The organism is Curtobacterium sp. MCLR17_051 (assembly GCF_003234395.1).
In the GTDB taxonomy this organism is placed as follows: Bacteria; Actinomycetota; Actinomycetes; order Actinomycetales; family Microbacteriaceae; genus Curtobacterium; species Curtobacterium flaccumfaciens.
In genome coordinates this window covers 39,232-64,249 of the sequence record NZ_QKTA01000006.1, presented here as the reverse complement: position 1 = coordinate 64,249, position 25,018 = coordinate 39,232, and the positions used below count along the sequence as shown (strand labels likewise).

The 25,018-nt window shown below is 71.2% G+C and carries 27 protein-coding genes; 2 read left to right on the top strand and 25 right to left on the bottom strand.

The window, feature by feature from the left end; all coding sequences use genetic code 11:
- Positions 1-70: 70 nt before the first annotated feature.
- The 15 genes from DEJ06_RS07350 to DEJ06_RS07280 all read right to left on the bottom strand — a co-directional run bounded on the left by DEJ06_RS07350 (position 71) and on the right by DEJ06_RS07280 (position 14,046).
- Positions 71-592 (bottom strand): hypothetical protein, encoded by a 522-nt coding sequence (locus DEJ06_RS07350; protein ID WP_111038884.1) that lies wholly within the window; start codon positions 590-592, stop codon positions 71-73.
- Between the two features lie 155 nt (positions 593-747).
- Entirely contained in the window at positions 748-1,374 is a 627-nt protein-coding gene (locus DEJ06_RS07345) for a hypothetical protein (RefSeq protein ID WP_146245809.1), read from the bottom strand.
- Positions 1,375-1,488: 114 nt separating this feature from the next.
- A complete protein-coding gene (gene der / locus DEJ06_RS07340; RefSeq protein ID WP_111038882.1) occupies positions 1,489-3,009 on the bottom strand; it encodes a ribosome biogenesis GTPase Der in 1,521 nt (506 codons plus the stop codon).
- Positions 3,010-3,118: 109 nt separating this feature from the next.
- Positions 3,119-3,814, bottom strand: a complete 696-nt coding sequence (gene cmk, locus DEJ06_RS07335; RefSeq protein WP_111038957.1) for a (d)CMP kinase — start codon at positions 3,812-3,814, stop codon at positions 3,119-3,121.
- Between the two features lie 194 nt (positions 3,815-4,008).
- Positions 4,009-5,121: a prephenate dehydrogenase gene (locus tag DEJ06_RS07330; protein ID WP_111038881.1), complete on the bottom strand. Its 1,113-nt coding sequence runs from the start codon at positions 5,119-5,121 to the stop codon at positions 4,009-4,011.
- A gap of 58 nt (positions 5,122-5,179) precedes the next feature.
- The gene (locus tag DEJ06_RS18560; RefSeq protein WP_231495626.1) at positions 5,180-5,968 is read right to left on the bottom strand and encodes a pseudouridine synthase; all 789 of its coding nucleotides are present in this window, start codon (positions 5,966-5,968) and stop codon (positions 5,180-5,182) included.
- Positions 5,969-7,187: 1,219 nt separating this feature from the next.
- On the bottom strand, positions 7,188-7,877 hold the full coding sequence (gene scpB, locus DEJ06_RS07320) for an SMC-Scp complex subunit ScpB (protein WP_246520983.1): 690 nt from the start codon (positions 7,875-7,877) through the stop codon (positions 7,188-7,190).
- Positions 7,867-8,670, bottom strand: a complete 804-nt coding sequence (locus DEJ06_RS07315; protein ID WP_181436791.1) for a ScpA family protein — start codon at positions 8,668-8,670, stop codon at positions 7,867-7,869. The genes scpB and DEJ06_RS07315 overlap by 11 nt, the downstream gene beginning before the upstream one ends.
- A complete protein-coding gene (locus DEJ06_RS07310; RefSeq protein ID WP_017885900.1) occupies positions 8,654-9,529 on the bottom strand; it encodes a ParA family protein in 876 nt (291 codons plus the stop codon). Before DEJ06_RS07310 ends, DEJ06_RS07315 begins: the two co-directional genes overlap by 17 nt.
- Before the next feature lie 70 nt (positions 9,530-9,599).
- The gene (locus tag DEJ06_RS07305; RefSeq protein WP_111038878.1) at positions 9,600-10,415 is read right to left on the bottom strand and encodes an SseB family protein; all 816 of its coding nucleotides are present in this window, start codon (positions 10,413-10,415) and stop codon (positions 9,600-9,602) included.
- Between the two features lie 4 nt (positions 10,416-10,419).
- Positions 10,420-11,166: a bifunctional 1-(5-phosphoribosyl)-5-((5-phosphoribosylamino)methylideneamino)imidazole-4-carboxamide isomerase/phosphoribosylanthranilate isomerase PriA gene (gene priA / locus DEJ06_RS07300; RefSeq protein WP_017885902.1), complete on the bottom strand. Its 747-nt coding sequence runs from the start codon at positions 11,164-11,166 to the stop codon at positions 10,420-10,422.
- A gap of 97 nt (positions 11,167-11,263) precedes the next feature.
- A complete protein-coding gene (gene hisH, locus DEJ06_RS07295; protein ID WP_111030465.1) occupies positions 11,264-11,902 on the bottom strand; it encodes an imidazole glycerol phosphate synthase subunit HisH in 639 nt (212 codons plus the stop codon).
- Positions 11,899-12,501: an imidazoleglycerol-phosphate dehydratase HisB gene (hisB, locus tag DEJ06_RS07290; protein ID WP_027464776.1), complete on the bottom strand. Its 603-nt coding sequence runs from the start codon at positions 12,499-12,501 to the stop codon at positions 11,899-11,901. The genes hisH and hisB overlap by 4 nt, the downstream gene beginning before the upstream one ends.
- A complete protein-coding gene (locus DEJ06_RS07285) occupies positions 12,498-13,604 on the bottom strand; it encodes a histidinol-phosphate transaminase (RefSeq protein WP_111038877.1) in 1,107 nt (368 codons plus the stop codon). The genes hisB and DEJ06_RS07285 overlap by 4 nt, the downstream gene beginning before the upstream one ends.
- Positions 13,605-13,668: 64 nt before the next feature.
- Complete coding sequence (locus DEJ06_RS07280; RefSeq protein WP_027464774.1) at positions 13,669-14,046, bottom strand: LysM peptidoglycan-binding domain-containing protein; 378 nt, start codon at positions 14,044-14,046, stop codon at positions 13,669-13,671.
- Positions 14,047-14,282: 236 nt separating this feature from the next.
- Between DEJ06_RS07280 and lexA the strand changes: the two genes are divergently transcribed.
- Complete coding sequence (gene lexA, locus DEJ06_RS07275) at positions 14,283-14,927, top strand: transcriptional repressor LexA (protein WP_027464773.1); 645 nt, start codon at positions 14,283-14,285, stop codon at positions 14,925-14,927.
- Positions 14,928-15,115: 188 nt separating this feature from the next.
- Here lexA and hflX read toward each other — a convergent pair whose 3' ends face one another.
- Positions 15,116-16,657, bottom strand: coding sequence for a GTPase HflX (gene hflX, locus DEJ06_RS07270; RefSeq protein ID WP_071405607.1), 1,542 nt, complete (start codon positions 16,655-16,657; stop codon positions 15,116-15,118).
- Positions 16,658-16,718: 61 nt separating this feature from the next.
- On the opposite strand from hflX, the gene DEJ06_RS07265 reads away from it, so the two are divergent.
- The gene (locus DEJ06_RS07265) at positions 16,719-17,330 is read left to right on the top strand and encodes a class I SAM-dependent methyltransferase (RefSeq protein WP_111038876.1); all 612 of its coding nucleotides are present in this window, start codon (positions 16,719-16,721) and stop codon (positions 17,328-17,330) included.
- Between the two features lie 119 nt (positions 17,331-17,449).
- On the opposite strand, the gene dapF is transcribed toward DEJ06_RS07265, so the two are convergent.
- The 9 genes from dapF to pgsA all read right to left on the bottom strand — a co-directional run bounded on the left by dapF (position 17,450) and on the right by pgsA (position 25,017).
- Positions 17,450-18,340, bottom strand: coding sequence for a diaminopimelate epimerase (dapF, locus tag DEJ06_RS07260; protein WP_027464770.1), 891 nt, complete (start codon positions 18,338-18,340; stop codon positions 17,450-17,452).
- Entirely contained in the window at positions 18,337-19,248 is a 912-nt protein-coding gene (gene miaA, locus DEJ06_RS07255; RefSeq protein WP_111038955.1) for a tRNA (adenosine(37)-N6)-dimethylallyltransferase MiaA, read from the bottom strand. The genes dapF and miaA overlap by 4 nt, the downstream gene beginning before the upstream one ends.
- Positions 19,249-19,306: 58 nt before the next feature.
- Entirely contained in the window at positions 19,307-20,803 is a 1,497-nt protein-coding gene (gene miaB, locus DEJ06_RS07250; protein ID WP_111038875.1) for a tRNA (N6-isopentenyl adenosine(37)-C2)-methylthiotransferase MiaB, read from the bottom strand.
- Between the two features lie 26 nt (positions 20,804-20,829).
- Positions 20,830-21,744: a regulatory protein RecX gene (locus DEJ06_RS07245; RefSeq protein ID WP_111038874.1), complete on the bottom strand. Its 915-nt coding sequence runs from the start codon at positions 21,742-21,744 to the stop codon at positions 20,830-20,832.
- Complete coding sequence (gene recA / locus DEJ06_RS07240) at positions 21,741-22,802, bottom strand: recombinase RecA (RefSeq protein ID WP_027464767.1); 1,062 nt, start codon at positions 22,800-22,802, stop codon at positions 21,741-21,743. The genes DEJ06_RS07245 and recA overlap by 4 nt, the downstream gene beginning before the upstream one ends.
- Before the next feature lie 272 nt (positions 22,803-23,074).
- Positions 23,075-23,299 (bottom strand): DUF3046 domain-containing protein, encoded by a 225-nt coding sequence (locus DEJ06_RS07235; protein WP_071405602.1) that lies wholly within the window; start codon positions 23,297-23,299, stop codon positions 23,075-23,077.
- Positions 23,300-23,385: 86 nt separating this feature from the next.
- On the bottom strand, positions 23,386-23,694 hold the full coding sequence (locus tag DEJ06_RS07230; protein ID WP_027464765.1) for a helix-turn-helix domain-containing protein: 309 nt from the start codon (positions 23,692-23,694) through the stop codon (positions 23,386-23,388).
- Positions 23,695-23,848: 154 nt separating this feature from the next.
- Entirely contained in the window at positions 23,849-24,376 is a 528-nt protein-coding gene (locus DEJ06_RS07225) for a CinA family protein (protein ID WP_110864739.1), read from the bottom strand.
- Positions 24,373-25,017, bottom strand: coding sequence for a CDP-diacylglycerol--glycerol-3-phosphate 3-phosphatidyltransferase (gene pgsA / locus DEJ06_RS07220; RefSeq protein WP_071405653.1), 645 nt, complete (start codon positions 25,015-25,017; stop codon positions 24,373-24,375). The genes DEJ06_RS07225 and pgsA overlap by 4 nt, the downstream gene beginning before the upstream one ends.
- Position 25,018: the final 1 nt, after the last annotated feature.

Below are 25,018 nucleotides of genomic sequence, written 5' to 3'. Positions count from 1 at the left end.
GTTTTGCGACACTCCACGCGTCGATCGACTCGTGTTCTGTCGCGGAGCCGGTCCACCGCCCGCCGGAGCCCTACCGCCGCGCGGGCTTCGGGAACGTGGCCCGCATGTGGTCGCTCGTCAGCACGTCGCCGATGCCGACCATGAGCACCGAGAACAGGATCTGCTCGATGACCATCCAGAACGGGTAGAGCCCGGGGATCGCCGCGACGATCAGCGTCACGATCGGGAAGATCCGGCTGAACAACCGCAGCCGCTGGTACGCCCAGTAGTACCCGAGCTGCGCCCGCCAGGCGAACACGTAGAGCGTCAGGGTGATGAGCAGCACCACGGTGGAGCGGAACCACACCGCCCACGACAGGGACTCCCCCGCGCGGGTCAGCAGCACGGCGACCACGATGGCGGTGAGTCCGACGACCGTCTCCGCGACGAGCAGCCACCGGATCCACCGGAACGAGCGGACGGTGTCGGGGTGTTCGAGCATGTCCTCGCGGATCACGTACCCGGCCTGCCGACCTCCGGCCAACCGGTCGAGCCGCAGACGGCACCACACGCGGTCGGCGAGCACACCGAGTCCGTCGTTCTGCTGCGTCACCAGTACATCGTGCCCCATCCCGAGGCCGACAGCAGACGCGGCACAGCCACGAGCACCGATGCGGAACGACACTGTCGACTTCGGACGACCACGACACCGTCGTTCTACGTCGGCGCAGCGCACCCCAACCCCGCCCAGCCTCACCCCGGCCCCACTCAGTCCGACGGGACGAGTGCCGCGCCGCCCAGCACGGTCCCGGTGTCGGCGTCCAGCAGGACCAGGGAGCGGACCTCGTCGGGCAGTGACCACGGGTCGCTGAGCACGACGGTCAGCCCCTGTTCGACCCCGGCGGCCTGGAACAGGTCGTAGGACTCCCCGGCGGGTGTCCACACCGGCTTCGAGCCACCGCGCACCGTCCCCGCGGACAGCACGACGTCGACCGGGCCGTCCCCGCCGGTCTCCAGGTGGTCGATCTGCACCGCGAGGGTCTCGTCATCCGTGTTCCCGGCGATCCGCACGTGCCCGGAGGCCGCAGCCCCGATGCCGACGATGTCACCGGAGACCGGCGGGACGCGGCGCCACCACGGGTCGATGGGCGAACCGTCGACCGGACGGACGGGTTCGGGCTCGATCGGTTCCTCGAGGCCGTTGGACGGCGGCAGTCGGACGTCGGGCGACTGCGCCGGCTCGGAGGGCACGGAGTCGGCACGGGTGACCGAGTCGCCGTCGTCCGGTGCGTGCGAGATCGTCCACAGGGACACCGACCCCACGACGACCACACCGACGAGGACACCCACCAGGGCGAGCCGACGTCGGTCCGCTGCCCACGGCCCGGTACCCACGCCCCCATGATGCCGCACCGGCGCGCCGGACCGGCCCCGGGCCTCCAGGCCGAACGCGAACGCAGAACGCGCCCCGACGGATCGAGGCGCGTTCTGCGTGACGGGCGGGAGGGCTCAGCGCTTCCGGCGCTCGCGCACCCGCATGTTGACGTTGATCGGCGTGCCGGAGAAGCCCCAGACCTCGCGGAGGCGACGCGTGATGAAGCGTCGGTACTGCGGGTCGAGGAACGCCGACGTGAAGAGCACGAACGTCGGCGGCTGGCTCGACGCCTGGGTCCCGAACAGGATGCGGGGCTGCTTGCCGCCGCGCACGGGGTGGGGGTGTTCCTGCACGAGCTCGGCGATGAATGCGTTGACCTTGCCGGTCGGGATGCGGGTGTCCCACGACTCGAGGGCGGTCTCGAGCGCCGGCACGAGCTTCTCGAGGTGGCGGCCGGTGCGGGCCGAGATGTTCACGCGCGGGGCCCAGGCGACGTGCGCCAGGTCCTGCTCGATCTCGCGCTCCAGGTAGCGGCGGCGCTCGTCGTCGAGCAGGTCCCACTTGTTGTAGGCCAGCACGAGGGCACGGCCGGACTCGAGGACGAGGTCGATGATGCGGAGGTCCTGCACGGAGACCGGCTCGGTGACGTCGAGGACGACGACGGCGACCTCGGCCTTCTCGAGCGCGGCGGTGGTGCGGAGCGACGCGTAGAAGTCGGCCCCCTGCTGCATGTGGACGCGCTTCCGGATGCCGGCGGTGTCGACGAAGCGCCACACCTTGCCGCCGAGCTCGATCTGCTCGTCCACCGGGTCACGGGTGGTGCCGGCGATGTCGTTCACGACGACCCGCTCTTCACCGGCGGCCTTGTTGAGCAGCGAGCTCTTGCCGACGTTCGGGCGGCCGAGGATGGCCACGCGGCGGGGGCCGCCGACCTCCTGCTTGGCGACGGCCGAGGTGTCGGGCAGCGTCTTGATGATCAGGTCGAGCAGGTCCGCGACGCCACGGCCGTGCAGGGCCGACACCGGGTGCGGCTCGCCGAGACCCAGGTTCCAGAGTTCGTAGGCGTCGAGTTCACGGCGCTCGTCGTCGGCCTTGTTCGCGACGACGATGACGGGGCGGTTGGTGCCGCGGAGCATCTTGACGACGTGCTCGTCGGTGGCGGTGATGCCGACCGTGACGTCCACGACGAACAGCACGGCGTCGGCGAGGTCGATCGCGACCTCGGCCTGCGCGGCGACGGAGGCGTTGATGCCCTCGGCGCCGGGCTCCCAGCCGCCGGTGTCGACGAGCGTGAAGCGCTTGTCGTTCCAGTCGGCCTTGTAGCTGACACGGTCGCGGGTGACGCCGGGGACGTCCTGCACGACGGCCTCGCGACGACCGAGGATGCGGTTCACGAGCGCGGACTTGCCGACGTTCGGGCGGCCGACGATCGCGAGCACCGGGTAGGCGGGCAGGTAGTGGACGCCGTCCTCGCCGACCTGACCGGCCTCGAGCAGGGCGAGGTCCTCGTCCTCGAGGTCGTACTCCTCGAGTCCGGCGCGGAGCGCGGTCGCGCGCTGCTCGGCCTCGGCCTCGTCGAGTCCGGCGAGCCGCTCGCCGAGGGCGTCGTCGTACCGGGGGAAGTCGTCGTTGTCCGGGTTGTCCAGCTGAGCCATCTTGGGTTCCTCGCGAGCGGCCGGGGCCGCGGTGTCGGTGGCCGTTGCCGGCCGGGGCCGGGGGTCCGGCCGTGGTGTGACCAGGCGGCCGAGGCCGTCCGGTCGTGCGTCAGTGCGTGGCCGCGCGGGCCAGGTCGACGACCGCCTGCACGGTCTGGTCGAAGTCGAGGTCGGTGGAGTCGAGCGTCGTGACACCGTCGGCGGCGTTCATGAAGTCGACGACCTTCGCGTCCGCCGCGTCGCGACGAGCGAGTGCTGCGGAGGTCTCGGCGGCCGACTGGGTCGTGACCTCTGCCGAGCGTCGGGCCATTCTAACGGACTCGTCGGCCGTCAGCAGGATCCGGACCTCGGCATCGGGTGCGACGACCGTGGTGATGTCCCGGCCCTCGGTGATGATGCCCGGGGCGTCGGTCTTCCGCATGACGTTGCGGAACAGCTGGACCAGGCGCTTCCGGACGTCCGGGAGCTTCGCGATGTGGGCGACCGCGCCGGTGACGTCGGGGGTGCGGATGGCCTCGGTCACGTCGGTCTCCCCCACCTTGACGTAGTAGTCGTCGGGGTCGGTGCCGATGGCGTAGTCGAAGGTGTCCCAGCTCGCCAGGACCGCCGCGGCGTCGTCGAGGTCGACCCGCTGCTGCAGGGCGTGCCACGCGAGTGCACGGTAGGCGGCGCCGGTGTCCTGGTAGCCGTAGCCCAGGGCGCGGGCGGCCGCACGGGAGACGCTCGACTTGCCGCTGCCGGCGGGGCCGTCGACGGCGATGACGATCTTCGCCACGTAGGCGCCGTCGGCCAGGCCGGACGGCATCGGGGCGCTGGTCGAGCCGGGCTCCCCGCCGGGCTCACCGAGGCCGCCGGCCGGGCCCCCGAGTGCGCCGCCGTCGCCGCTGCCGCTGAGCGGGCCGCCGGCACCGCCCTGGCCCGGGGTCGGGAGGCCGGAGTCGGGCCCGTCCGGTCCGCCGGTCACACCGGAGTCGTTCGTCGCTGCGTTCGTGTCGTCGTTCAGGCCCATGCTGCTGCGATCCTCCATCCGCGCCCCTCGAGTTCCTCGACGAGTCGCTGTTCCTGCTCGGGCAGCACCGACACCTCGACGATGCCGATCTGTGCGCCCGGTGAGTGCTCGAGGCGCATGTCCTCGAGGTTGATGCCGATCTCCCCGATGAACGTCAGGAGTGCGGCGATCTGCCCGGGGGTGTCGTCGACCAGGACGACCACCTGGGCGAAGCGCTTGGTGGTGCCGTGCTTGCCGGGGAGCCGTTCGACCCCGCGGTTGCCGTCGGCGATCGTCTCGGCGATGGTGCGCGGCGAACCGGCACCATCCGGGTCGCCGAGCGCGTCGATCACGCGGGACAGGTCGTCGCGCAGGTCGGTGAGCACCGGCCGGATGTGCCCGGCGTTCGCCCCGATGATCTGCACCCAGAGCCCCGGGTCGCTCGCGGCGATCCGGGTGACGTCGCGCACGCCGCCGCCGGCCAGGCCGAGCGACCCGTCGGGGGCGTCCCGCAGGCGCGAGGCCATGAGGGTCGACACGAGCTGCGGCGCGTGCGAGACGTACGCCACGGCGAGGTCGTGCGACTCGGGGTCCATCGGCACGACGGTGGCGCCGACGTCGAGCGCGAGGTCCTCGACCACCGCGGCGCGCTGGAACGTGATGCCGTCGTGCCCCGCGATCACCCACGGGCGGCCGACGAACAGGTCGGCGCGGGCGGCGGTCGGACCGCTGCGCTCGCGTCCGGCCATCGGGTGCGACCCGATGTAGCGGGAGACGTCGGCGCCGGCCGCCACCAGGGCGGCGAGCGGCCCGGACTTCACGCTGGCGACGTCCGTCACCACGGCGTCGGGGTGGGCGGCGAGCTCGCGCTCGACCACCGTCGCGACGACGTCCGGCGGAACTGCGACGACGACGAGCTCCGGCTGGTCGCCGGCAGTTGGTCGACGGCCGGCGCCGTAGTCCACGGCGAGCGCCAGCGCGGCGGGCGAGACGTCGTCGAGGACGACGTCCACGCCCTTCTCACGCAGGGCGAGACCGATCGAGGCGCCGAGCAACCCGGCACCGACGACCCGGACCGGGCCGCGCAGACGGCGGTCGATGTCGGTCGGGGTCACGTCGGTCACTGGGCAAGCCTACCGATCGCGGCTCGGGCATCGGTCGATGCCCGAGCGTCGGGTTCGGTCAGTCCGCCGACTCGTCCTCGTACTCGTCGTCGTCCTGGTCGAGCGCGACGTCGCGGTCGTCACGAGCGGACGGCTTCGCGTCACGGACGGTGCTGAGCAGCTTGCCGACCTCGACCGTGCCGAGCTCGCGCATCTTGCCCGGCGGCAGGCTGCCCAGGTGCAGCGGTCCGAACGACCGGCGGACGAGTTCGAGGACCGGGTGGTCGACGGCCTCGAGCATGCGACGGACGATGCGGTTGCGGCCGGAGTGCAGCGTGATCTCGACGAGCGACTCGCCCCGCGAGGACTCGAGCAACCGCACCTTGTCGGCCTTGATCGGACCGTCCTCGAGCTCGACGCCCTCGGTCAGGCGCTGCACCACGGCGGGGTTCACGTTGCCGTGGACCTTCGCGATGTACGTCTTCTGCACGCCGAACGACGGGTGCGCGAGCACGTGTGCCAGGTCGCCGTCGTTCGTCAGGACGAGCAGCCCGGAGGTCTCGGTGTCGAGACGGCCGACGTTGAACAGGCGCTCCTCGTAGCGGTCCACGAACTCCGTCAGGTCGCGGCGACCGCGCTCGTCCTGCAGGCTCGAGACGACACCGGTCGGCTTGTTCAGCACGATGTAGCGCCGCGACGAGTCGATCTGCACGGGCACGCCGTCGACGCTGATCGCGTCCTTCTCGGGGTCGACGCGACGCCCGAGGGCGTCCACGACCTCGCCGTTGACCGTCACGCGGCCCTCGACGATCAGGTTCTCCGCGACCCGGCGGGATGCCACGCCGGCAGCGGCGATCACCTTCTGCAGGCGCTCACCCTCTGCCTGGAGGCCCGGCTCGGCCCCGGCAGGAGCCGTTCCGTCCGCCGCGTCCCAGTCCTCGATGATCGGCCGTTCGGGCGTGCCCTCGGCCGGGTTGCCCCGGTCGTCGCGCTGCCCACTCGGCTTCGGCGTGGTGCGGTCGCTGTTGCGGACGCTCGTGGTGCCGCCGACGTAGCGGCGGCCGTTGTGCCAGACGCGGCTCTGCTGGCCGTCGGGAGTCCGGCGGTCGTCGCGCCGGTCGTCGCGGGGAGCGGAGCTGCCACGGTCGTCGCGACCCCGGTAGCCACCGCGGTCGTCGCGGGGAGCGGAGCTGCCACGGTCGTCGCGGCCGCGGTAGCCACCACGGGCGTCGCGCGGAGCGGCGCTGCGGTCGTCACGGCCCCGGTAACCGCCGCGGTCGTCGCGCGGAGCGGAGTTGCGGTCGTCACGGCCACGGTACCCACCGCGGTCGTCACGCGGAGCGGAGTTGCCGCGGTACCCACCACGGTCGCCGCCACCGGAACGGTCATCGCGACCCCGGTAGCCGCCACGGTCGTCGCGCGGAGCCGAAGCACCACGGTCGTCTCGCCCGCGGTACCCACCACGGTCGTCACGCGGAGCGGAGCCCCGGTATCCACCACGGTCGTCACGCGGAGCCGAAGCCCCACGGTCGTCGCGGCCGCGGTACCCACCGCGATCGTCACGCGGAGCCGAGTTGCCGCGGTAGCCACCACGGTCGCCGCCACCGGAACGGTCATCGCGACCGCGGTACCCACCACGGTCGTCACGCGGAGCCGAAGCCCCGCGGTACCCACCACGGTCGCCACCGCGGTCGTCACGCGGAGCCGAAGCCCCACGGTCGTCACGACCGCGGTACCCACCGCGATCGTCACGCGGAGCCGAGTTGCCGCGGTACCCACCACGGTCACCGCCACCGGCACGGTCGTCACGACCCCGGTAGCCACCACGGTCGTCACGCGGCGCCGAAGCCCCACGGTACCCACCACGGTCGCCGCCGCGGTCGTCACGCGACGGGTACCCGCCACGACGGTCGTCGTCACGCGGCGGGCGTGCGCCCCCGCGGTCGTCGCGACCGTACCCGCCCGAGCGGCCACCGGCACTGGAGCCGGCCCCACCGCGTCCGCCGGCCGGGCGGCCAGAGCGATCCGGGCCTCCCGAGCGTCCGTTGCGGTCGTCTCGGTCTCGGGGCGCGCCGCGCCCCCGGTCGTCAAACCCTGCCATCGGGGATCCCTTCGTTCTGCTCGAAGCCGTCCGCACCGTCGTCCAGGAGGGGCGAGATGAGCGGCAGCTCGTCGAGCGAGTTGATGCCGAGCTGCTGCAGGAGCAGGTCGGACGTGACGTAGTTGATGGCGCCGGTCTCGGCGTCGGTGAACGACTCCTCGATGAGGCCGCGTGCCACCAGGGTGCGGACGACGCCGTCGACGTTGACGGCGCGGATCGCAGCGATCTGCGAGCGGGTGATCGGCTGCTTGTAGGCGACGACCGCGAGGGTCTCGAGTGCGGCCTGCGACAGCCGCGAGGGGCGCTCGGCCTCGACGAACTGCTCGACCACGGGGTCCAGGTCGGCGCGGACGTAGAAGCGCCAGCCGCCACCGACCTCGCGCAGTTCGAAGCCACGGCGGATCGTGCCGTCGACGCCGTCGAAGTCCGCGACCAGGCGTTCGATCGCCTGGCGGACGGCGGGGACGGGCGAACCGACCGCAGCACCGAGGGCGACGAGCGACTGCGGCTGGTCGGCGATCATCAGGATGGCCTCGAGCTGCCGATCGATGGGGATGGCGGGGTGGGCCTCGGACGCGGCGCGCTCGTGGATCTCGCGCTCGATGGCGCGGGCGTCGGCCATCTCGTCAGCGCCGCCGGGTTCGGCGCTCGACGTGTCGTGCACGTCATCCGTCATAGTCGGCTCCCAGGTTCGCGAGGCTCTCGTCGGACCAGTCCTCGGCGGTCCACCGCAGTGTCAGCTCCCCGAGCGGCTCGAGCTGCTCGAACGAGATCGACGCGTTCCGGTACAGCTCGAGGATCGCGAGGAAGCGAGCCACCACGATACCCGTCTGGTCGACGCCCGCGACCAGTTCACGGAACGAGACCCCCTCGCCATCGCGGATGCGGAGGATCGAGACGACGATCGCGGCCTGTTCGCGGATGCTGATGAGCGGGGCGTGCAGGTGGTCGAGGCCGACGGTCGGGATCTCCCGCGGGGCGAAGGCCAGCGCGGCCAGTGCGGCGAAGTCCTGCACCGACAGGGTCCAGACGAGCTCCGGCGTCCGCGCGCGGAACCGCTCCTCGAGCCGGACGCTGCGGACGTGCCGGCGCGATTCGACGCCCCAGCGCTCCCCGAACCAGTCGGCGGCCTGCTTGAACGCCCGGTACTGCAGCAGTCGGGCGAACAGCAGGTCCCGGGCCTCGAGCAGGGCGACGTCCTCGGCGTCCACGAGCTCACCCTGGGGCAGCAGCCCGACGATCTTCAGGTCGAGCAGGGTCGCCGCGACGACGAGGAACTCGCTGGCCTCGTCGAGCTCGTCGGCGGACTCGGCCTGCCGGACGTACTGGATGAACTCCCCCGTCACGGCACCGAGCGACACCTCGGTGATGTCGAGCTCGTGCTTCGTGATGAGCGACAGCAGGAGGTCGAACGGTCCGTCGAAGTTGGCGAGCCGGACCCGGAACCCCGCGTCAGGCGACGGCGCCACGCTGGACGAGCTCTCGTGCGAGCTGCCGGTAGGCGTGGGCGGCAGGGTGGTCCGGCGCGGTCTGCGTGATCGGACGTGCGGACACCGTGGCGTCCGGGAACTTCACGGTGCGGCCGATGACGGTGTCGAGCACGCGGTCGTCGAAGGTGTCGACGACCCGCTCCATGACCTCGCGCGAGTGCAGCGTGCGCGAGTCGTACATGGTCGCCAGGATGCCGTCGAGCTTGAGCGCCGGGTTGAGGCGGTCGCGCACCTTGTCGATCGTCTCGATGAGCAGCGCGACACCGCGGAGCGCGAAGAACTCGCACTCGAGCGGGATGAGGACGCCGTGCGCCGCCGTCAGGGCGTTCACGGTGAGCAGGCCGAGCGACGGCTGGCAGTCGACCAGGATCACGTCGTAGTCGTTCGCGACCTTGCGCAGCACGCTCGCCAGGATCTGCTCGCGGGCGACCTCGTTGACCAGGTGCACCTCGGCCGCGGACAGGTCGATGTTCGCCGGGATGACGTCGAGGCCGGGGGTGTTCGTCGGCTGGATGACCTGGTTCGGGTCCTTCACGGCACCCATGAGCAGGTCGTAGACGGTGTGGATGTCGTGCGTCCGGACGCCGAGGCCCGCGGACAGCGCACCCTGCGGGTCGAAGTCGACGGCCAGGACCTTGCGGCCGTACTCGGCGAGCGCAGCGCCCAGGTTGATGGCGGTCGTGGTCTTGCCGACGCCGCCCTTCTGGTTGCAGAGCGCGATGATGCGGGCGGGTCCGGTGCTGTCGAGTTCCTCGGGCACGGGGAAGTCCCGGACGGGACGCCCCGTCGGACCGTGGGTGGTCGCGCCGGTGGGGTTGGTCGTCGGGTTCGGGCTCACCCCGTCATCGTACCGGCGACCTCGGGCTGGGCCGGGTCGCACCGCCGCGGGACCGCCGCGCTGCTGCTCGTCAGGCAGCGCGCAGGGCGACGCGCATGCTGTCGACCCGCTCCGCGATCACGGGGTCGGTCGACCACCGCTGCTGCAGCCGACCGACGAGCTCGCCGACCTGCTCGCGGTCGAGCCCCGGGTGCAGCGCCAGTCCCACCGTCAGCTCCGGCCCGGCGAACCGGCCGACCGGGTCGCCCGGCGCGAGTTCGACACGGGCGACGCTGACCTCCCCCTCGACCGAGGCCGCGAAGGCCCGGGCCACCTCGGGGTCTTCGAAGCACGGGGTCCACGGCAGGTCCTGCCCGAGCGCCCACACCGCCGGACGACGCAGCACGAACTCGGTCGGCGACTTCGGGTCGAGCACGACGAGCTGGGTGTCCTCGCTCGCCGCGGCCATCGCCACGCGGCGGGACTCCACCGGCACCGGGCGCGCGTCCGGGTCCCACGCGTGCATGGCGTCCACCGAGGTGAACGCCGGCATCACGCTGCGACCGTCCGGACCGGCGACCGTCACGATCGAGAGTTCCTGGGTCTTGTCGACGAGCTTGCCCTGATCGGTCTCCCCCACGTCACCGGCCTCGGCGATGAGCGGGATGAGCAGCCGGGCGGTCCGGAGCGACTCGACGATCGCCGCCTGGGAGGCACCGTCGGCGATCGCACCGATGGCCGCGACCACCGCGGGATCGGCGAGTCCGTCGTCGTCGGCGAACGCGGTGTCGTGGTGGTCGAACGTGCGGCCTTCCCACGAGAAGCCCGCCGAGTCCGCCGCCCCGCCGGGAGTGTGCGCGTCGTCGGCGTCCGGCCCGGTGCCGCGGCCGTTCGAGATGCCCGCCACGGGGTTACTCGGAGGCGATGTCGAGTGCGGCCGGCAGCGTGAACGCCCCGGAGTACAGCGCCTTGCCGATGATCGCGCCCTCGAGCCCGTACGGCACGAGTTCGCGGAGCGCTCGGAGGTCGTCGAGCGTCGAGATCCCGCCGGAGGCCACCACGGGCTGGTCGGTCCGGTCGCACACCTGGCGGAGCAGTTCGACGTTCGGCCCCTGCAGCGTGCCGTCCTTCGTGACGTCGGTCACCACGTAGCGGGCGCACCCGGCGGCTTCCAGCCGGTCGAGCACCTCCCACAGGTCACCGGCGTCCTCGGTCCAGCCGCGGCTCGACAGCGTGGTGCCGCGGACGTCCAGCCCGACGGCGATCTGCTCGCCGTACTCACCGATCACCCGCGCGGCCCAGTCGGGGTTCTCGAGCGCCGCGGTGCCGAGGTTCACGCGCGCCGCACCGGTCGCCAGTGCCGCTTCGAGCGAGGCGTCGTCGCGGATCCCGCCGGACAGCTCGACGGAGACGCCCTCGACCTCGCGGACGGCGTGCGCGATCACCCGGCGGTTGTCGCCACGACCGAAGGCTGCGTCGAGGTCGACGAGGTGGATCCACTCGGCACCCTGGTCACGCCAGGTCCGGGCAGCGGCGACGGGGTCGCCGTAGCCGGTCTCGCTCCCCGCCTCGCCCTGGGTGAGTCGCACGGCCTGTCCGTCGACGACGTCGACAGCCGGCAGCAGGACGAGGGGCGGGGTGTCGGTGAGGTCGGTCATGGTCCTGTCGGTTTCGTTGCGGTGGAGAAGGGGCTGCGGACAGCCGGGAGGCCCGGTGCGCGTCCGGCACGGCCGTCGCGCCCGGCACCGACCGGGTTCAGAGCGAACGCACCCAGTTGGAGAGCAGGCGGATGCCCGGCTCGCCGGACTTCTCGGGGTGGAACTGCGTGGCGGTGAGCGGCCCGTTCTCGACCGCGGCGATGAACGGCTGCCCGTGCTCGGCCCAGGTCAGACGCGGCGCGCGGAACGGCCCGTACGCCTCGAGCGGGAAGTCGGTCACCCCGTAGGAGTGCACGAAGTAGAAGCGCTCGTCGTGCAGCCCGTCGAACAGCACGGAGTCCTCGGGCGCCTGCACGGTGTTCCAGCCCATGTGCGGCAGCACCTCGGCCTGGATCTCCTGCACGGTGCCGGGCCACTGGCCGAGCCCTTCGACGTCGGCACCACGCTCGATGCCCCGCGAGAACAGGACCTGCATGCCGACGCAGATGCCGAGCACGGGTCGCCCGCCGGCCAGACGGTGGTCGACGATCTCGCCGCCCTGCACGCCCTCGAGCTGATCGATCACGGCGGCGAACGCCCCGACGCCGGGGACGAGCAGGCCGTCGGCCTTGAGCGCCGCCTGCTTGTCCGAGGTGAGGGTGACCTCGGCGCCGGCGCGCTCGAGTGCCTTGGCGGCGGAGTGGACGTTCCCCGACCCGTAGTCGAGGACGACGACGTTCGGCTTGGCGGTTGTCACAGGGCGCCCTTCGTGGAGGGGATGCCGTCGACGCGCGGGTCCAGCTCGACCGCCTTGCGCATGGCTCGGGCGAACGCCTTGAACTCGGCTTCGGCGATGTGGTGGGGGTCGCGGCCCTCGAGCACGCGGACGTGGACGGTGATGCCGGCGTTGAACGTGATCGCCTCGAACACGTGGCGGACCATCGAACCGGTGAAGTGGCCACCGATGCGGTGGAACTCGAAGCCCGCGGGCTCGCCGGAGTGCACCAGGAACGGACGCCCGGAGACGTCGACGACGGCCTGGGCCAGCGCTTCGTCCAGCGGGACCAGGGCGTCGCCGTACCGGCCGATGCCGGAGCGGTCGCCGAGGGCCTGCTTGATCGCCTGACCGAGCACGATGCCGGTGTCCTCGACGGTGTGGTGCACGTCGATGTCGGTGTCACCCGTCGAGCGCACCCGCAGGTCGATCAGGGAGTGCTTGCTGAACGCGGTCAGCATGTGGTCGAAGAACGGCACGGAGGTCGAGATCGACGAGGTCCCGGTGCCGTCCAGGTCGAGCTCGAGTTCGACACTCGATTCGCTCGTCGAACGGCTGATCGAGGCGGTGCGGGCGGTCATGCCTCAACCCTAACCGGCGGCTGCTCGGCGGCGACCTGCCGCATGGCGTCGAGGAACGCGGTCGTCTCGGCTTCGGTCCCCGCACTCACCCGCAGGTGGTTCGGGATCCCGAGGTCGCGCACGATCACGTCGCGCTCGAGCAGCGCCTCGAACGCGGCGTTCGGGTCGGCGACACCACCGAACAGGACGAAGTTCGACCAGGTCTCGTAGGTGCGGTACCCCATGGCCCGCAGCTCGGTGACCATGCGGTCGCGCTGCCCCTTGATGTCGTCGACCATCGCCAGCATCTCGGGGGCGTGCCGGAGTGCCGCGATCGCCGCCGCCTGGGTGAGCGCGGACAGGTGGTACGGCAACCGGACCAACCGGACGGCGTCGACGACGGCGGGGTGCGCGGCCATGTACCCGACCCGGGCACCGGCGAACGCGAACGCCTTGCTCATCGTGCGGGAGACCACCAGGCGCTCACGACCGGGCAGCAGCGTGAGGGCGCTCGGGGCGTCGGACGGCATGAACTCGGCGTACGCCTCGTCCACCATCACGATGCCGTCGGTCGCGTCGTAGGCGGCCGCGATCGTCTCGATGTCGAGCGGGGTGCCGGTCGGGTTGTTCGGCCCGCAGAGGAACACGATGTCCGGCTGGTGCTCTCGGATCGCCGCCACGACGGTCTCGGGCGAGATGCGGAACCCGTCGTCGCGCTGGGCAGGGATCCACCTGGTGCCGGTGCCCGACGCGAGGATCGAGTGCATCGAGTAGGTGGGCGGGAACCCGAGCACCGAGCGACCGGGTCCGCCGAACGCCTGGAGGAGCTGCTGCAACACCTCGTTCGACCCGTTCGCCGCCCAGAGTTGCTCGGCGGTCAGGTCGTGTCCGAGGTAGTCGGCGAGCGACTGCCGGAGCTCGGTGAACTCGCGGTCCGGGTAGCGGTTGACCGTCAGCAGGGCCTGCCGGATCGACTCGACGATGTCGGCAGCGACGTCGTCCGGAACGGGATGCGTGTTCTCGTTGACGTTGAGCTGCACGCGGACGTGCTTCTGCGGGGCGCCGTACGGGCTCTGCCCGCGCAGGTCGTCTCGGATCGGGAGGTCTTCGAGCGTGAATGCCACCGATCCATCGTAGGCCGCTGTCACCGTGCGACGACCAGCCGTCTGGACGGCGCTGCCCGAGTGGCTACTCGCCGTCGGTGTACTTGGTGGGGATGGCGATCTCTTCGCCGGCCTGCAGCGCGGAGCCGTCGAGCGCGTTGAGGCTCACGACGTCCTGCACGAAGTCACGCGGGTCCGAGTTCGGCGCGGTCTGCTCGGCGAGCTGCCAGAGCGTCTCGCCCGGCTGGATCGTCACGGTCTCGAACTGGGTGCGGGCGCCGCCGGCGGTGGCGTCTCCGGCGGAGGCCTGCCCGCCGTTCAGCACGCCGAGGGCGACGACGATGAGGAGCGGGAGCGCGGCGAGCGTCGTGAAGACGATGCGGCCGCGACGCGTCAGACGCAGGCGGGTACGCACGGCGGGCGCCGCGGTGCGCTGGATGTCAGCGATGGCGATGGTGCTCATGTCGTTCTTGCCTTCCCGTTCGGTGGAACCGAAGTCGTGTACCGAACATAGTTTCGAATCTGACGACGCACAAGTCCTGGGAGTGGATTTCTGCGGGGTTTTCTTGCGACACGCTCGAACAGGTGTTTGTCCGGCCCTGGCTGGTCGGATACTGTTTCGATCGACTGGGACAAGCCTGACGGGGACCACCGACATTCCCGCCGCGGCCGGACCGGCACCGACGAAAGCGAGACGACGTGGTGGACGAACTGCGGGGCCAGAAGCCGCTGACGCCGAAGCAGCAGGCGATCTTCGACGCGATCCGTGCGTCGATCGCCTCACGGGGCTACCCGCCGAGCATGCGCGAGATCGGCGACGCCGCCGGGCTCTCCTCGCTCTCCAGCGTCTCCCACCAGCTCGGCCAGCTCGAGCTCGGTGGCTGGATCCGACGCGACCCGAACCGCCCCCGCGCGCTCGAGGTCCTGGTCGACGAACCGTCGTCCGACGTCGGCGGACCGGACATCGACGCCACCACGCTCGTGCCGCTCGTCGGCCGGATCGCCGCCGGTGTCCCGATCACCGCCGAGCAGCACGTCGACGAGATCATCCCGCTCCCCCGACAGCTCGTCGGCACCGGCGAGCTCTTCATGCTCAAGGTCGTCGGTGAGTCGATGATCGACGCCGCGATCTGCGACGGCGACTGGGTCGTCGTCCGGTCGCAGCAGACCGCCGAGAACGGTGACATCGTCGCGGCCATGCTCGACGAAGAGGCGACGGTCAAGGTCTTCCGACAGCGCGACGGTCACACGTGGCTGCTGCCGCGCAACTCCGCCTTCGAGCCGATCCTCGGCGACGCCGCTTCGGTGCTCGGCAAGGTCGTCGCGGTCCTCCGCTCCCTCTGACCGCGGCTCGCGCTGCACCAGCGCGAGACGCCGTACGACGCCCCTACACGACGAAACGCCGCCGGATCCGGCGGCGTTCCGTGTGTTCCGGGGCGTCTCGGTGACGCGACGGCGTCCGGCGGATCCGTGACGGGCCTCCAGGCCGAGCGGCAGCGCTTCCCAGCGCCAGCGCCCGCCGGAGCCGGTCGTCAGACGGTCGGAACCGGCGTGACCACGTAGGGCTCGAGCTCGGAGACCTGCCGCTGGAAGACGCGCACCCGCAGGCGCGTGCCGTCCTCGACGTAGTCGACGGACTCGACCGAGCCGGTGTCGTGCAGCGACGACACCAGGTCGCCGCGGTCGTACGGCACGACGATCGTCAGGTCGACGTCGGGCTCGGGAAGGCGGTCCTCGATGACGCCGAGGAGCTCCGGGATGCCCTCGCCCGTGCGCGCCGACACGAACACCGCGTCCGGCACGAGTCCGATGAGCACGAGGCGCTGCGCGTCGTCGATCAGATCGGCCTTGTTGAAGACGACGATCTCCGGGATGTCACCCGCACCGACGTCGCCGATGACCTCGCGCACGGTGGACAGCTGCGCACCGGGGTCGGGGTGCGAGCCGTCGACCACGTGCACGATGACGTCGGCGTCGCCGACCTCTTCGAGGGTGGAGCGGAAGGCCTCGACCAGCTGGTGCGGCAGGTTTCGCACGAAGCCGACCGTGTCGACGAACGTGAACTCCCGGCCCTTGGCGCTCTCGGTCCGACGGACGGTGGCGTCCAGCGTCGCGAACAGCTGGTTCTGCACCAGCACGCCCGCGCTCGTCAGCCGGTTGAGGAGCGACGACTTGCCGGCGTTGGTGTAGCCCGCGATCGCGACGCTCGGCACCTCGTTGCGGTTGCGCTCGGCACGCTTGGCCTCACGGGCCGGGGTGAACCCGGCGATCTGCCGGCGGAGCTTCGCCATCCGCGTGTGGATCTTGCGGCGGTCGAGCTCCATCTTCGTCTCACCGGGGCCACGAGAGCCCATGCCAGCGCCTCCGGAGACCTGGCCACCGGCCTGCCGGGACATCGAGTCACCCCAACCGCGCAGTCGAGGCAGCAGGTACTGCAGCTGGGCGAGTTCGACCTGCGCCTTCCCCTCGCGGGTCTTCGCGTGCTGGCTGAAGATGTCGAGGATCACGGCCGTGCGGTCGATGACCTTCACCTTCACGACGTCCTCGAGCGCACGACGCTGCGAGGGTGCCAGTTCGGTGTCGGCGATGACCGTGTCGGCGCCGGTGGCCTTGACGACCATCGCGAGCTCCTGGGCTTTGCCCTTGCCCAGGTAGGTGGCCGGGTCCGGGTTCGGCCGACGCTGGAGGAGCCCGTCGAGCACCACGGCGCCCGCGGTCTCGGCGAGTGCCGCGAGCTCGCGGAGGGAGTTCTCGGCATCCGAGGCGTCGCCCTGGGGGTAGACGCCGATGAGGACGACCTGCTCGAGCCGCAGCTGGCGGTACTCGACCTCGGTGACGTCCTCGAGTTCGGTGGAGAGGCCGGCGACACGGCGCAGCGCCGCACGGTCCTCACGGTCGTACTGGTCGCCGTCGCCGGTCCAGCTGCGGTCGTCGACCGACTGCGTCTGGATGGCCTGGGCGGGTGCGAAGATGGACGATGCTGCGCGGTGGTCTGCGTTGCGCAACACCCTCTCGACGACACCGTCTGCGCTGTCGTCGTTGGTCTGGTGGTTCTGCTGATGGGTATCCGTCATCCTGTGCACAGGCTACCTCCGCAGGCCCTCCGACACACTCGGTTGCCGGTACGGTTCATCCATGGCGAACGACCACTACTTCTCGGCCAGCCCCGAGAGCGAACTCCGGCCGCGCCAGGTGCACGTCACGCTCGCCGGTCAGCCCCTCACCCTGTCGACCGCGGCGGGGGTCTTCAGCCCCGACGGCGTCGACCGCGGCACGAAGGTCCTGCTCGGTTCGGTGCCCGCACCCGCTGCCGACGGAGCGCTGCTCGACATCGGCTGCGGCTGGGGCCCGATCGCGATCACGATGGCCCTGCAGTCCCCCGACGCCCACGTGTGGGGCGTCGACGTCAACGAGCGGGTGCTCGGGCTCGCGCGCGCCAACGCTGCTGCTGCGGGTGCGTCGAACGTCACGATCGCGCTGCCCGACGACGTGCCGGCCGACCTGCGCTTCCGCACGATCTGGTCGAACCCGCCGATCCGTGTCGGCAAGGACGAGCTGCACCAGATCCTGCTGACGTGGCTGCCCCGGCTCGAGGTCGGGGGCGACGCCTGGCTCGTCGTGTCGAAGGACCTCGGGGGTGACTCGTTGCAGAAGTGGCTCGTCGGGGCGCTCGGCGCGGGTTTTGCCGTCACGCGGGAGTCGACGGCGAAGGGGTTCCGCGTGATCCGGGTGCAGCGCAGCGCGTAGGGCGCGTGCGCGAGCGCGGGCGCTCACATCGTGAGCACAAATGGTCGGGTCGCCGCTGGGCACCCGACCATTTCTGCTCACGAAACGGCAACGAGGCTCCGCGTCAGACCGTCAGACCGTCAGACCGTCAGGTCGCCGGAGAACACGAGCTCGGCGGGACCGGACAGCGACACGTGCTCGCCGTCCTCGGTCGCCGTCATCCGCACCGTCAGCAGCCCGCCCGGCACCCGCACGCGCCAGGTGTCCGGCGCCCCTGCACCGACCCAGTAGCGCGTGGCGAGGGCCGCAGCGACGGCCCCGGTGCCGCACGAGAGCGTCTCACCGCTCCCCCGCTCGTGCACCCGCATCGTGATCTCGCCGACGCCGTCCTTGATGAGGGGGTCGCCGGGCAGCACGAACTCGACGTTCGCACCGTGCTCCGGCGCCGGATCGAGCACCGGCAGGAACGTCAGGTCGAGGTCGGCCAGTTCGTCCTCGGTCTCGACGGCGACGACCACGTGCGGGTTGCCCACGTCGATGCCGATGCCGGGCCGCGCCCCGTCGAGGTTCTTCGCCCGGACGAGCACGTCGTCGGAACCACCGCCCTCGATGCCCAGGCCCCAGCGGCCGAGGTCGGCGGCGAAACCGTTCGTGGTGCGCTGGATGTCGACCAGCCCCTTGCGACTGCCGACGGTGAGCGTCTCGCCGGGAGCGAGCTCGACCAGGCCGGACTCGGTCAGGTACCGGGCGAACACGCGGATGCCGTTGCCGCACATCTCCGCGACCGTGCCGTCGGCGTTGTGGTAGTCCATGAACCAGGTCGCCTCGGGCTCGACGGCCACGAGCGCACGACCCTCCGGGATGGCCTCGGACCGCACGGCGCGGATCACGCCGTCGCCGCCCACGCCGAAGCGCCGGTCCGCGATGGCGCGGATCCGCTCGGGGGTCAGGTCGACGGTGGCGTCGGGGTCGGCGAACAGGACGAAGTCGTTGCCGGTCCCCTGGCCCTTGGTGAAGTGCAGCTCGGTCACGGCACGATCCTACGGGCCAGTTCCGACAGGTCGCCGCGGTCCGCCCCCGTGACGTCGAGCGTCTCGGCCGCGGCGTACCGGCGGAACCACGACACCTGCCGCCGGGCGTACTTCCGGGTCGCGATGCCGGTCGCCTCGACCGCCTGTTCGCGGGTCGCCGTACCGGCGAGCACCTCGAGCGCCTGCGAGTACCCGATGGCGCCCCGCGCGGTCTTGCCCTGCTCGAGTCCCTGCTCGCGGAGGGCCGCGACCTCGTCGACGAGTCCGGCCTCGAACATCCGCGCGGCCCGCTCGTGCAGCGCCGACACCAGCTGCTCGCGGTCACGCCGCAGGTGCAGGATCCGGGACGGTCGCCAGGCGCGGGGCGCGGCCGGGAGGCTCGGGGTCACGACCTCGGATCGGCTCGCGATCTCGAGTGCACGGATCAACCGCCGTGGGTTGCGCGCGTCGATCGTCGCGGCGGCCGCCGGGTCGAGGGCGCGGAGTCGCTCGAGCAGGATGCCCGGGCCGAGCTCCTCGTGCTCGCGCTCGAGCTGCGCGCGGAGCGCGGGATCGGTGCCCGGGAACGCCAGGTCGAACAGCACCGCGGAGACGTACAGGCCGCTGCCGCCGACGAGGACGGCCACGCCACCGTCGGCCTGGATCCGGTCGACGTCGGCGCGGGCGGCGACCTGGTACGCGGCGACGCTCGCCTCGTCGGTGACGTCGAGCACGTCGAGCTGGTGGTGCGGGATGCCGTGCCGCTCGGCCGGCGGGAGCTTCGCGGTGCCGATGTCCATGCCCCGGTACAGCTGCATGGCGTCCGCGTTGATGATCTCGGCGTTCCGGCCCGCAGCACGCAACCGTTCCGCGATCGCGATGCCGAGGTCGGACTTCCCGGTGCCCGTCGCCCCGACGACTGCGATCAGGCCCGCGGCGTCACCGGGTGCGGGCGACGCGTCGCTCGTCGGCGCAGCCCCGGGGAGCTCAGCGCCCGACACGGAGCGTGGGCAGCCCGAGCGAGACCGGACGGGGTCCGTCGCCCGTGGCGGCAGCGGGAGTGGGCACGCCGCAGCTCTCGGCCTGCGCGCGGTCCCAGGCGTCACCGGCCCGGGTGCGTCGGATGCGCAGCGGCGCGTCGTCGTCGGCGAGCAGGAAGTGCGGTGCGGCACGGGTGATGTCGACGGTGACCACGTCGCCCGGACGCGGAACCTCGGACCCGGCGGGCACGGTGAAGTGCACGAGCCGGGAGTCCTCCGCGCGACCGGAGAGCCGGTGGGTGGCGTCGTCCTTGCGGCCTTCGCCCGACGCGACGAGCACCTCGACGCTCCGGCCGACCTGCAGCGCGTTCTCTTCCGCGGTGATGCGTTCCTGCAGGGCGACGAGTCGCTCGTAGCGCTCCTGCACGATGTGCTTCGGCAGCTGGTCGTCCATCGTCGCGGCCGGGGTCCCCGGGCGGATCGAGTACTGGAACGTGAACGCCGAGGCGAACCGTGCCTGCTCGACGACGCGCAGGGTGTCCTCGAAGTCGGCGTCCGTCTCGCCGGGGAACCCGACGATGATGTCGGTGGAGATCGCCGCGTGCGGGATCTTCGCGCGGACGCGGTCGAGGATGCCGAGGAACCGCTCGCTGCGGTAGCTCCGGCGCATGGCCTTGAGCACCCGGTCGGAACCCGACTGCAACGGCATGTGCAGCTGGGGCATCACGTTCGGGGTCTCGGCCATCGCGTCGATGACGTCGTCGGTGAACGCCGCCGGGTGCGGGCTCGTGAAGCGGACGCGCTCGAGGCCCTCGATGGCACCGGTGGCCCGCAGCAGCTTGCCGAACGCCTGTCGGTCGCCGAACTCGACCCCGTAGGAGTTCACGTTCTGCCCGAGCAGCGTGACCTCGATCGCGCCGTCGTCGACGAGCGCTTGGATCTCGGCCAGGACGTCACCGGGACGGCGGTCCTTCTCCTTGCCACGGAGCGAGGGGACGATGCAGAACGTGCAGGTGTTGTTGCAGCCGACGGAGATGGAGACCCAGCCGCTGTGCGTCGAGTCGCGCTTGGTGGGCAGCGTCGACGGGAAGACGTCGAGCGCCTCGAGGATCTCGATCTGCGCCTCGTCGTTGTGCCGCGCCCGCTCGAGCAGGGTCGGCAGCGACCCCATGTTGTGCGTGCCGAAGACGACGTCGACCCACGGCGCCTTCTCGAGGATGACGTTCTTGTCCTTCTGCGCCAGGCACCCGCCGACGGCGATCTGCATGCCGGGGTGCTCGCGCTTGATCCCCGCGAGCTGCCCGAGGTTGCCGTACAGGCGGTTGTCCGCGTTCTCGCGCACCGCGCAGGTGTTGATGACGACGACGTCGGCCTGCGCACCGTCCGCCGCGGTGTAGCCCGCGGCCTGCAGTGACCCGCTCAACCGCTCGGAGTCGTGGACGTTCATCTGGCACCCGTAGGTGCGGACTTCGTAGGTGCGGGGGCGCGCTTCGACGGTGGCCATGGTCGTCCCAGTGTAGGTCGGAGCGGCTACTCGAACCGGACGGTCCCGCGGCCGGAAGGCGGCCGCTTCCCGCCACCGTCGAGGGCACGTGCCACAGCGATCCGGACGACGCCGGAGCTGTAGCCCTTGCGCATCAGGAAGCCGGACAGCCGGCGTTCCGCGGTGGCCCGGTCGAGTCCGCGCATCTGCGGCGCCCGCTTGTCGGCGAGTTCCTGCGCGCGGAGGAACTCGTCGTCCTCGTCGTCGGCGGCTTCGTCGAGTGCGGTGTCGATCGCCACCTGGTCGATCCCCCGGCGACGGAGCTCCGTCACGACACCCTGTCGACCGAGGCCCTTGCGGGCGTGCAGCCGATCCACCAGGTCGGTGGCGAGGGCGACGTCGTCCAGGAGCCCGACACGGGTCAACCGTTCGATCTCGTGCTCGACCACGTCGGGGTCGAGGTCCTGCTGCAGCAGCAGGGTCCGCATCTCGGACTCGCTCACGCCCTTGCGCCCGAGGGCACGCAGGCTGAGCCGTTCGGCGTCCGCGCGCTGTTCGTCGAGCGGACGGGGTGCGTCGGCCGGGTCGATCTCCTCGCCGCCGGCGATGGAGAACACCGACGCCGTGGTGGCGTCAGCCGTCTCGGAGTCGTAGCCGTCCTGCTCCGCACGGCTCGAGCGCCCGCTGCCGTCTCCGATGACGGGCGACACCCACGCCGCCGGCCCGCGGGCACCGTGCAGGGGCACCGGCGAATCAGCGTCGAACGATGCGGGGAACTCGTCCGCACGATCTTCGTCCGACTCGGGCAGTGCCCAGCCGTCGGTGTCGCGCGGTTCGTCCGGTGACACCGGAGGCTCGGGGATCGCCGGCGCCACCGGGGTGACGGGGGCACGGCGACGCGACCTCGCACCGAACAGGTCGGTGACCGGTGCGAGGCCGTCGTCGTCGTGATCGGTGCTCACGCGCCCTTGCGCTCCGCGAGCTTCGGCGCGATCGACTCGACCGGGGCGTCCTCGGCCTTGGCGCCGCCGACGCCGAGCTTGGCGAGGATCTTGCCTTCGATGTCGGCAGCGATCTCGGGGTTCTGGATCAGGAAGGAACGCGAGTTCTCCTTGCCCTGCCCGAGCTGGTCGCCGTCGTAGGTGTACCAGGCACCCGACTTCTTGACGATGCCGTGGTCGACACCGAAGTCGAGCAGCGAGCCTTCGCGCGAGATGCCGACGCCGTACAGGATGTCGAACTCGGCCTGCTTGAAGGGCGGCGCCATCTTGTTCTTGACGACCTTGACGCGCGTGCGGTTGCCCACTGCGTCGGTGCCGCTCTTGAGCGTCTCGATGCGGCGGATGTCGAGGCGCACGGACGCGTAGAACTTCAGCGCCTTACCGCCCGAGGTGGTCTCGGGCGAACCGAAGAACACGCCGATCTTCTCGCGCAGCTGGTTGATGAAGATCATCGTGGTCTGCGTCTGGTTCAGGCCACCGGCGAGCTTTCGCAGCGCCTGGGACATGAGGCGGGCCTGCAGACCGACGTGCGAGTCACCCATCTCGCCCTCGATCTCGGCACGGGGCACGAGGGCCGCGACGGAGTCGATGACGATCAGGTCGATGGAGCCGGAGCGGACCAGCATGTCCGCGATCTCGAGCGCCTGCTCGGCGGTGTCGGGCTGCGACACGAGCAGGGCATCGATGTCGACACCGAGCTTCTTGGCGTACTCGGGGTCGAGCGCGTGCTCGGCGTCGATGAAGGCCGCGATGCCACCGGCGCGCTGGGCGTTGGCGATGGCGTGGATGGTGAGGGTCGTCTTACCCGACGACTCCGGGCCGTAGATCTCGACGATGCGGCCGCGGGGCAGGCCACCGATGCCGAGCGCGACGTCCAGCGCCACCGACCCGGTCTGGATGACGTTGACGGGGGCGCGTTCGTCCGAACCGAGGCGCATGATCGCACCCTTGCCGAACTGCCTGTCGATCTGTGCGAGTGCGGTCTCGAGGGCCTTTTCGCGGTCTGCCGGTGATGGCATGGGGTGCTCCTTCGTGCTCGTGTTCGGCCGCCTGTAGGCTGTCGCGTCCACGCCGGCCGATGGTGCAAGGCCGATGGTTCTGCGACAAGGCTTCGGGCTGTTCCCGATGTCCATCAACCTATGGCGAGCCACCGACATCACTGCCGACGGTCACGCGATCTGTGGATGGAACATCCGGGCAACGCCGCTGTGGAGGAAGCTACCACCGATCGAACACGCGTTCGAGCAACACGCCGAACACAGTTTCGGGTGCGCGGCCCCGCGGGACCCGCTCAGTCCTGGGGTTCGGCGAGGCCCTTGCCGTGCCGCCGGTCCATCGGGACGTCCTGTGAGTCGCACAGTGCGTCCCACACCCGGCGGGCCTCGATGCCAGCCGCGAGGGCGTCCACGGCGGAGCGACCGCCCAGCCCCTCGAGCACGACGTCACGGGTGACCACGGACCCGTAGGCCTCACCGAACACCTGGTCGACGGCTCGCCAGAACTCACTCACGCGCATCCGACCAGCCTAGGCGCGTGGTCGTGGGCCGGAACGCAGAACGCCCCCGCCGGGAAGGACCGGCGAGGGCGTTCGGTGCGGTGCGCTCAGCGAACCGCGAGGTCGTTGTCGAACTCGGCGACGAGGTCGTCCGGGAGCGTGTCGGGGACGGGGGTCAGCCCCTCGACGATCGCGAGGCGGTCACCCACTTCGCGCATGATGGTCGAGATGGGCGTGTCCAGAGCATCCGCGACGGACGCGAGGATCTCCGAGCTGGCTTCCTTCTGCCCGCGCTCGACCTCACTGAGGTACCCGAGCGCGACACTGGCCTTGGACGCGACCTGACGGAGGGTCCGGCCCTTCTGCAAGCGGAAGTCCCGGAGCACATCGCCGATTTCCTGACGAACGAGAACCATGAGAACTCCTCCTCTCTGTCGTCTCCGCGCCCGCTCGGTCCGGTGGATCGAGTTCGGGTTCAGCAACAATAGCGTTGCCGGTTGCAGCATGTTAGCCAGGCTGGCTGCCGTACTGCTGGAGATTTCGTGAGATGTAACCCAGTGGAAACGGGACCTATTCCCGGCCCCGGACCTCGGACGACATCCGTGCAAGGAGTTCGGAGACGGTGGCGTGCCGGATTGCTCCCCGGTCACCGTCGAGGTGCAGCTCGAAGGCCTCAGCCCCCGCGGCGGAGGCGATCCCCACGTAGACGGTGCCGACGGGCTTGCCGTCCTGCGGGTCCGGGCCCGCGACGCCCGTCGTGCTGATCCCCCAGGTCGCGGGTTCTCCGTCGACGGACAGCGCGATCCGGACACCGGCGGCCATCTGCCGAGCGACCTCCGGGTGCACGGCGCCCTCGGCCTCGAGCAGCTCCGCCGAGACCCCGAGCACGGAGTGCTTCACGGGCGTCGCGTAGGCCACGACGCCGCCGCGGACGACGGCACTCGCGCCCGGCACGTCGACGAGGGTCGCGACCACGAGGCCACCGGTCAGCGACTCCGCCACGGCGAGGGTCTCGCCCCGTGCCGTCAGCTCGGCGATGAGTCCCGGTGCGACCGGGACGGGAGGCGCGGCCTGCGTCGAGCGGTCGGGCCCGGTCATGCGGTGGTGCGGTTGTGCTTCCATGCCTGCCAGAGGTAGTCGATCCCGCTCAGGATCGTTGCCAGGAACGCGGCCGTCATCAGGATGCCGTTGACCCAGTGCGCCCAGTCGCCGACCAGGTTCCACCACGGGAACAGCGCGGCCGTCAGCGCGACGGCCTGCAGCACGGTCTTGATCTTGCCGCCGCGACTGGCCGGGATCACCCGGTCGGAGAGCACCGCGAACCGGAAGACCGTGATGCCGATCTCGCGCACCATGATCAGCACGGTGACGTACCAGGGCAGCTCCTGCAGGATCGACAGGGCGACGAGCGCACCACCGATGAGCACCTTGTCGGCGATCGGGTCCACGAGCTTGCCGAAGTCCGTGACCAGGTTCTGCCGACGGGCGATGATGCCGTCGGCGCTGTCCGTGACGATGGCCACGACGAAGACGACCGCCGCCCAGATGCGCAGCGGCCCATCGTTGCCGGCGTCGGTGAGCAGCAGGACGAAGAACAGCGGCGCCATGAGGATGCGCACCACCGTGATGATGTTCGCGACGTTCGCGGTCGACGCGGGGCCGGGGCCCTTGCGCAGCAGCCGCCCGCGCCACGGGAACCGTGCGCCGTGCGTGGTGTTCGTGCTGTCCGAGGCGGTCATC

Bases quoted from the DNA above. Each gene is read 5' to 3' on its own strand.
- pgsA (WP_071405653.1), bottom strand. From the start codon at position 25,017: ATGACCGCCTCGGACAGCACGAACACCACGCACGGCGCACGGTTCCCG.
- DEJ06_RS07235 (WP_071405602.1), bottom strand. From the start codon at position 23,299: ATGCGCGTGAGTGAGTTCTGGCGAGCCGTCGACCAGGTGTTCGGTGAG.
- cmk (WP_111038957.1), bottom strand. From the start codon at position 3,814: ATGCCGTCCGGCCTGGCCGACGGCGCCTACGTGGCGAAGATCGTCATC.
- scpB (WP_246520983.1), bottom strand. From the start codon at position 7,877: ATGACGGATGACGTGCACGACACGTCGAGCGCCGAACCCGGCGGCGCT.
- hflX (WP_071405607.1), bottom strand. From the start codon at position 16,657: ATGACGGATACCCATCAGCAGAACCACCAGACCAACGACGACAGCGCA.
- miaB (WP_111038875.1), bottom strand. From the start codon at position 20,803: ATGGCCACCGTCGAAGCGCGCCCCCGCACCTACGAAGTCCGCACCTAC.
- DEJ06_RS07265 (WP_111038876.1), top strand. From the start codon at position 16,719: ATGGCGAACGACCACTACTTCTCGGCCAGCCCCGAGAGCGAACTCCGG.
- DEJ06_RS07280 (WP_027464774.1), bottom strand. From the start codon at position 14,046: ATGAGCACCATCGCCATCGCTGACATCCAGCGCACCGCGGCGCCCGCC.
- hisB (WP_027464776.1), bottom strand. From the start codon at position 12,501: ATGACCGCCCGCACCGCCTCGATCAGCCGTTCGACGAGCGAATCGAGT.
- priA (WP_017885902.1), bottom strand. From the start codon at position 11,166: ATGACCGACCTCACCGACACCCCGCCCCTCGTCCTGCTGCCGGCTGTC.
- recA (WP_027464767.1), bottom strand. From the start codon at position 22,802: ATGCCATCACCGGCAGACCGCGAAAAGGCCCTCGAGACCGCACTCGCA.
- DEJ06_RS07225 (WP_110864739.1), bottom strand. From the start codon at position 24,376: ATGACCGGGCCCGACCGCTCGACGCAGGCCGCGCCTCCCGTCCCGGTC.
- DEJ06_RS07230 (WP_027464765.1), bottom strand. From the start codon at position 23,694: ATGGTTCTCGTTCGTCAGGAAATCGGCGATGTGCTCCGGGACTTCCGC.
- der (WP_111038882.1), bottom strand. From the start codon at position 3,009: ATGGCTCAGCTGGACAACCCGGACAACGACGACTTCCCCCGGTACGAC.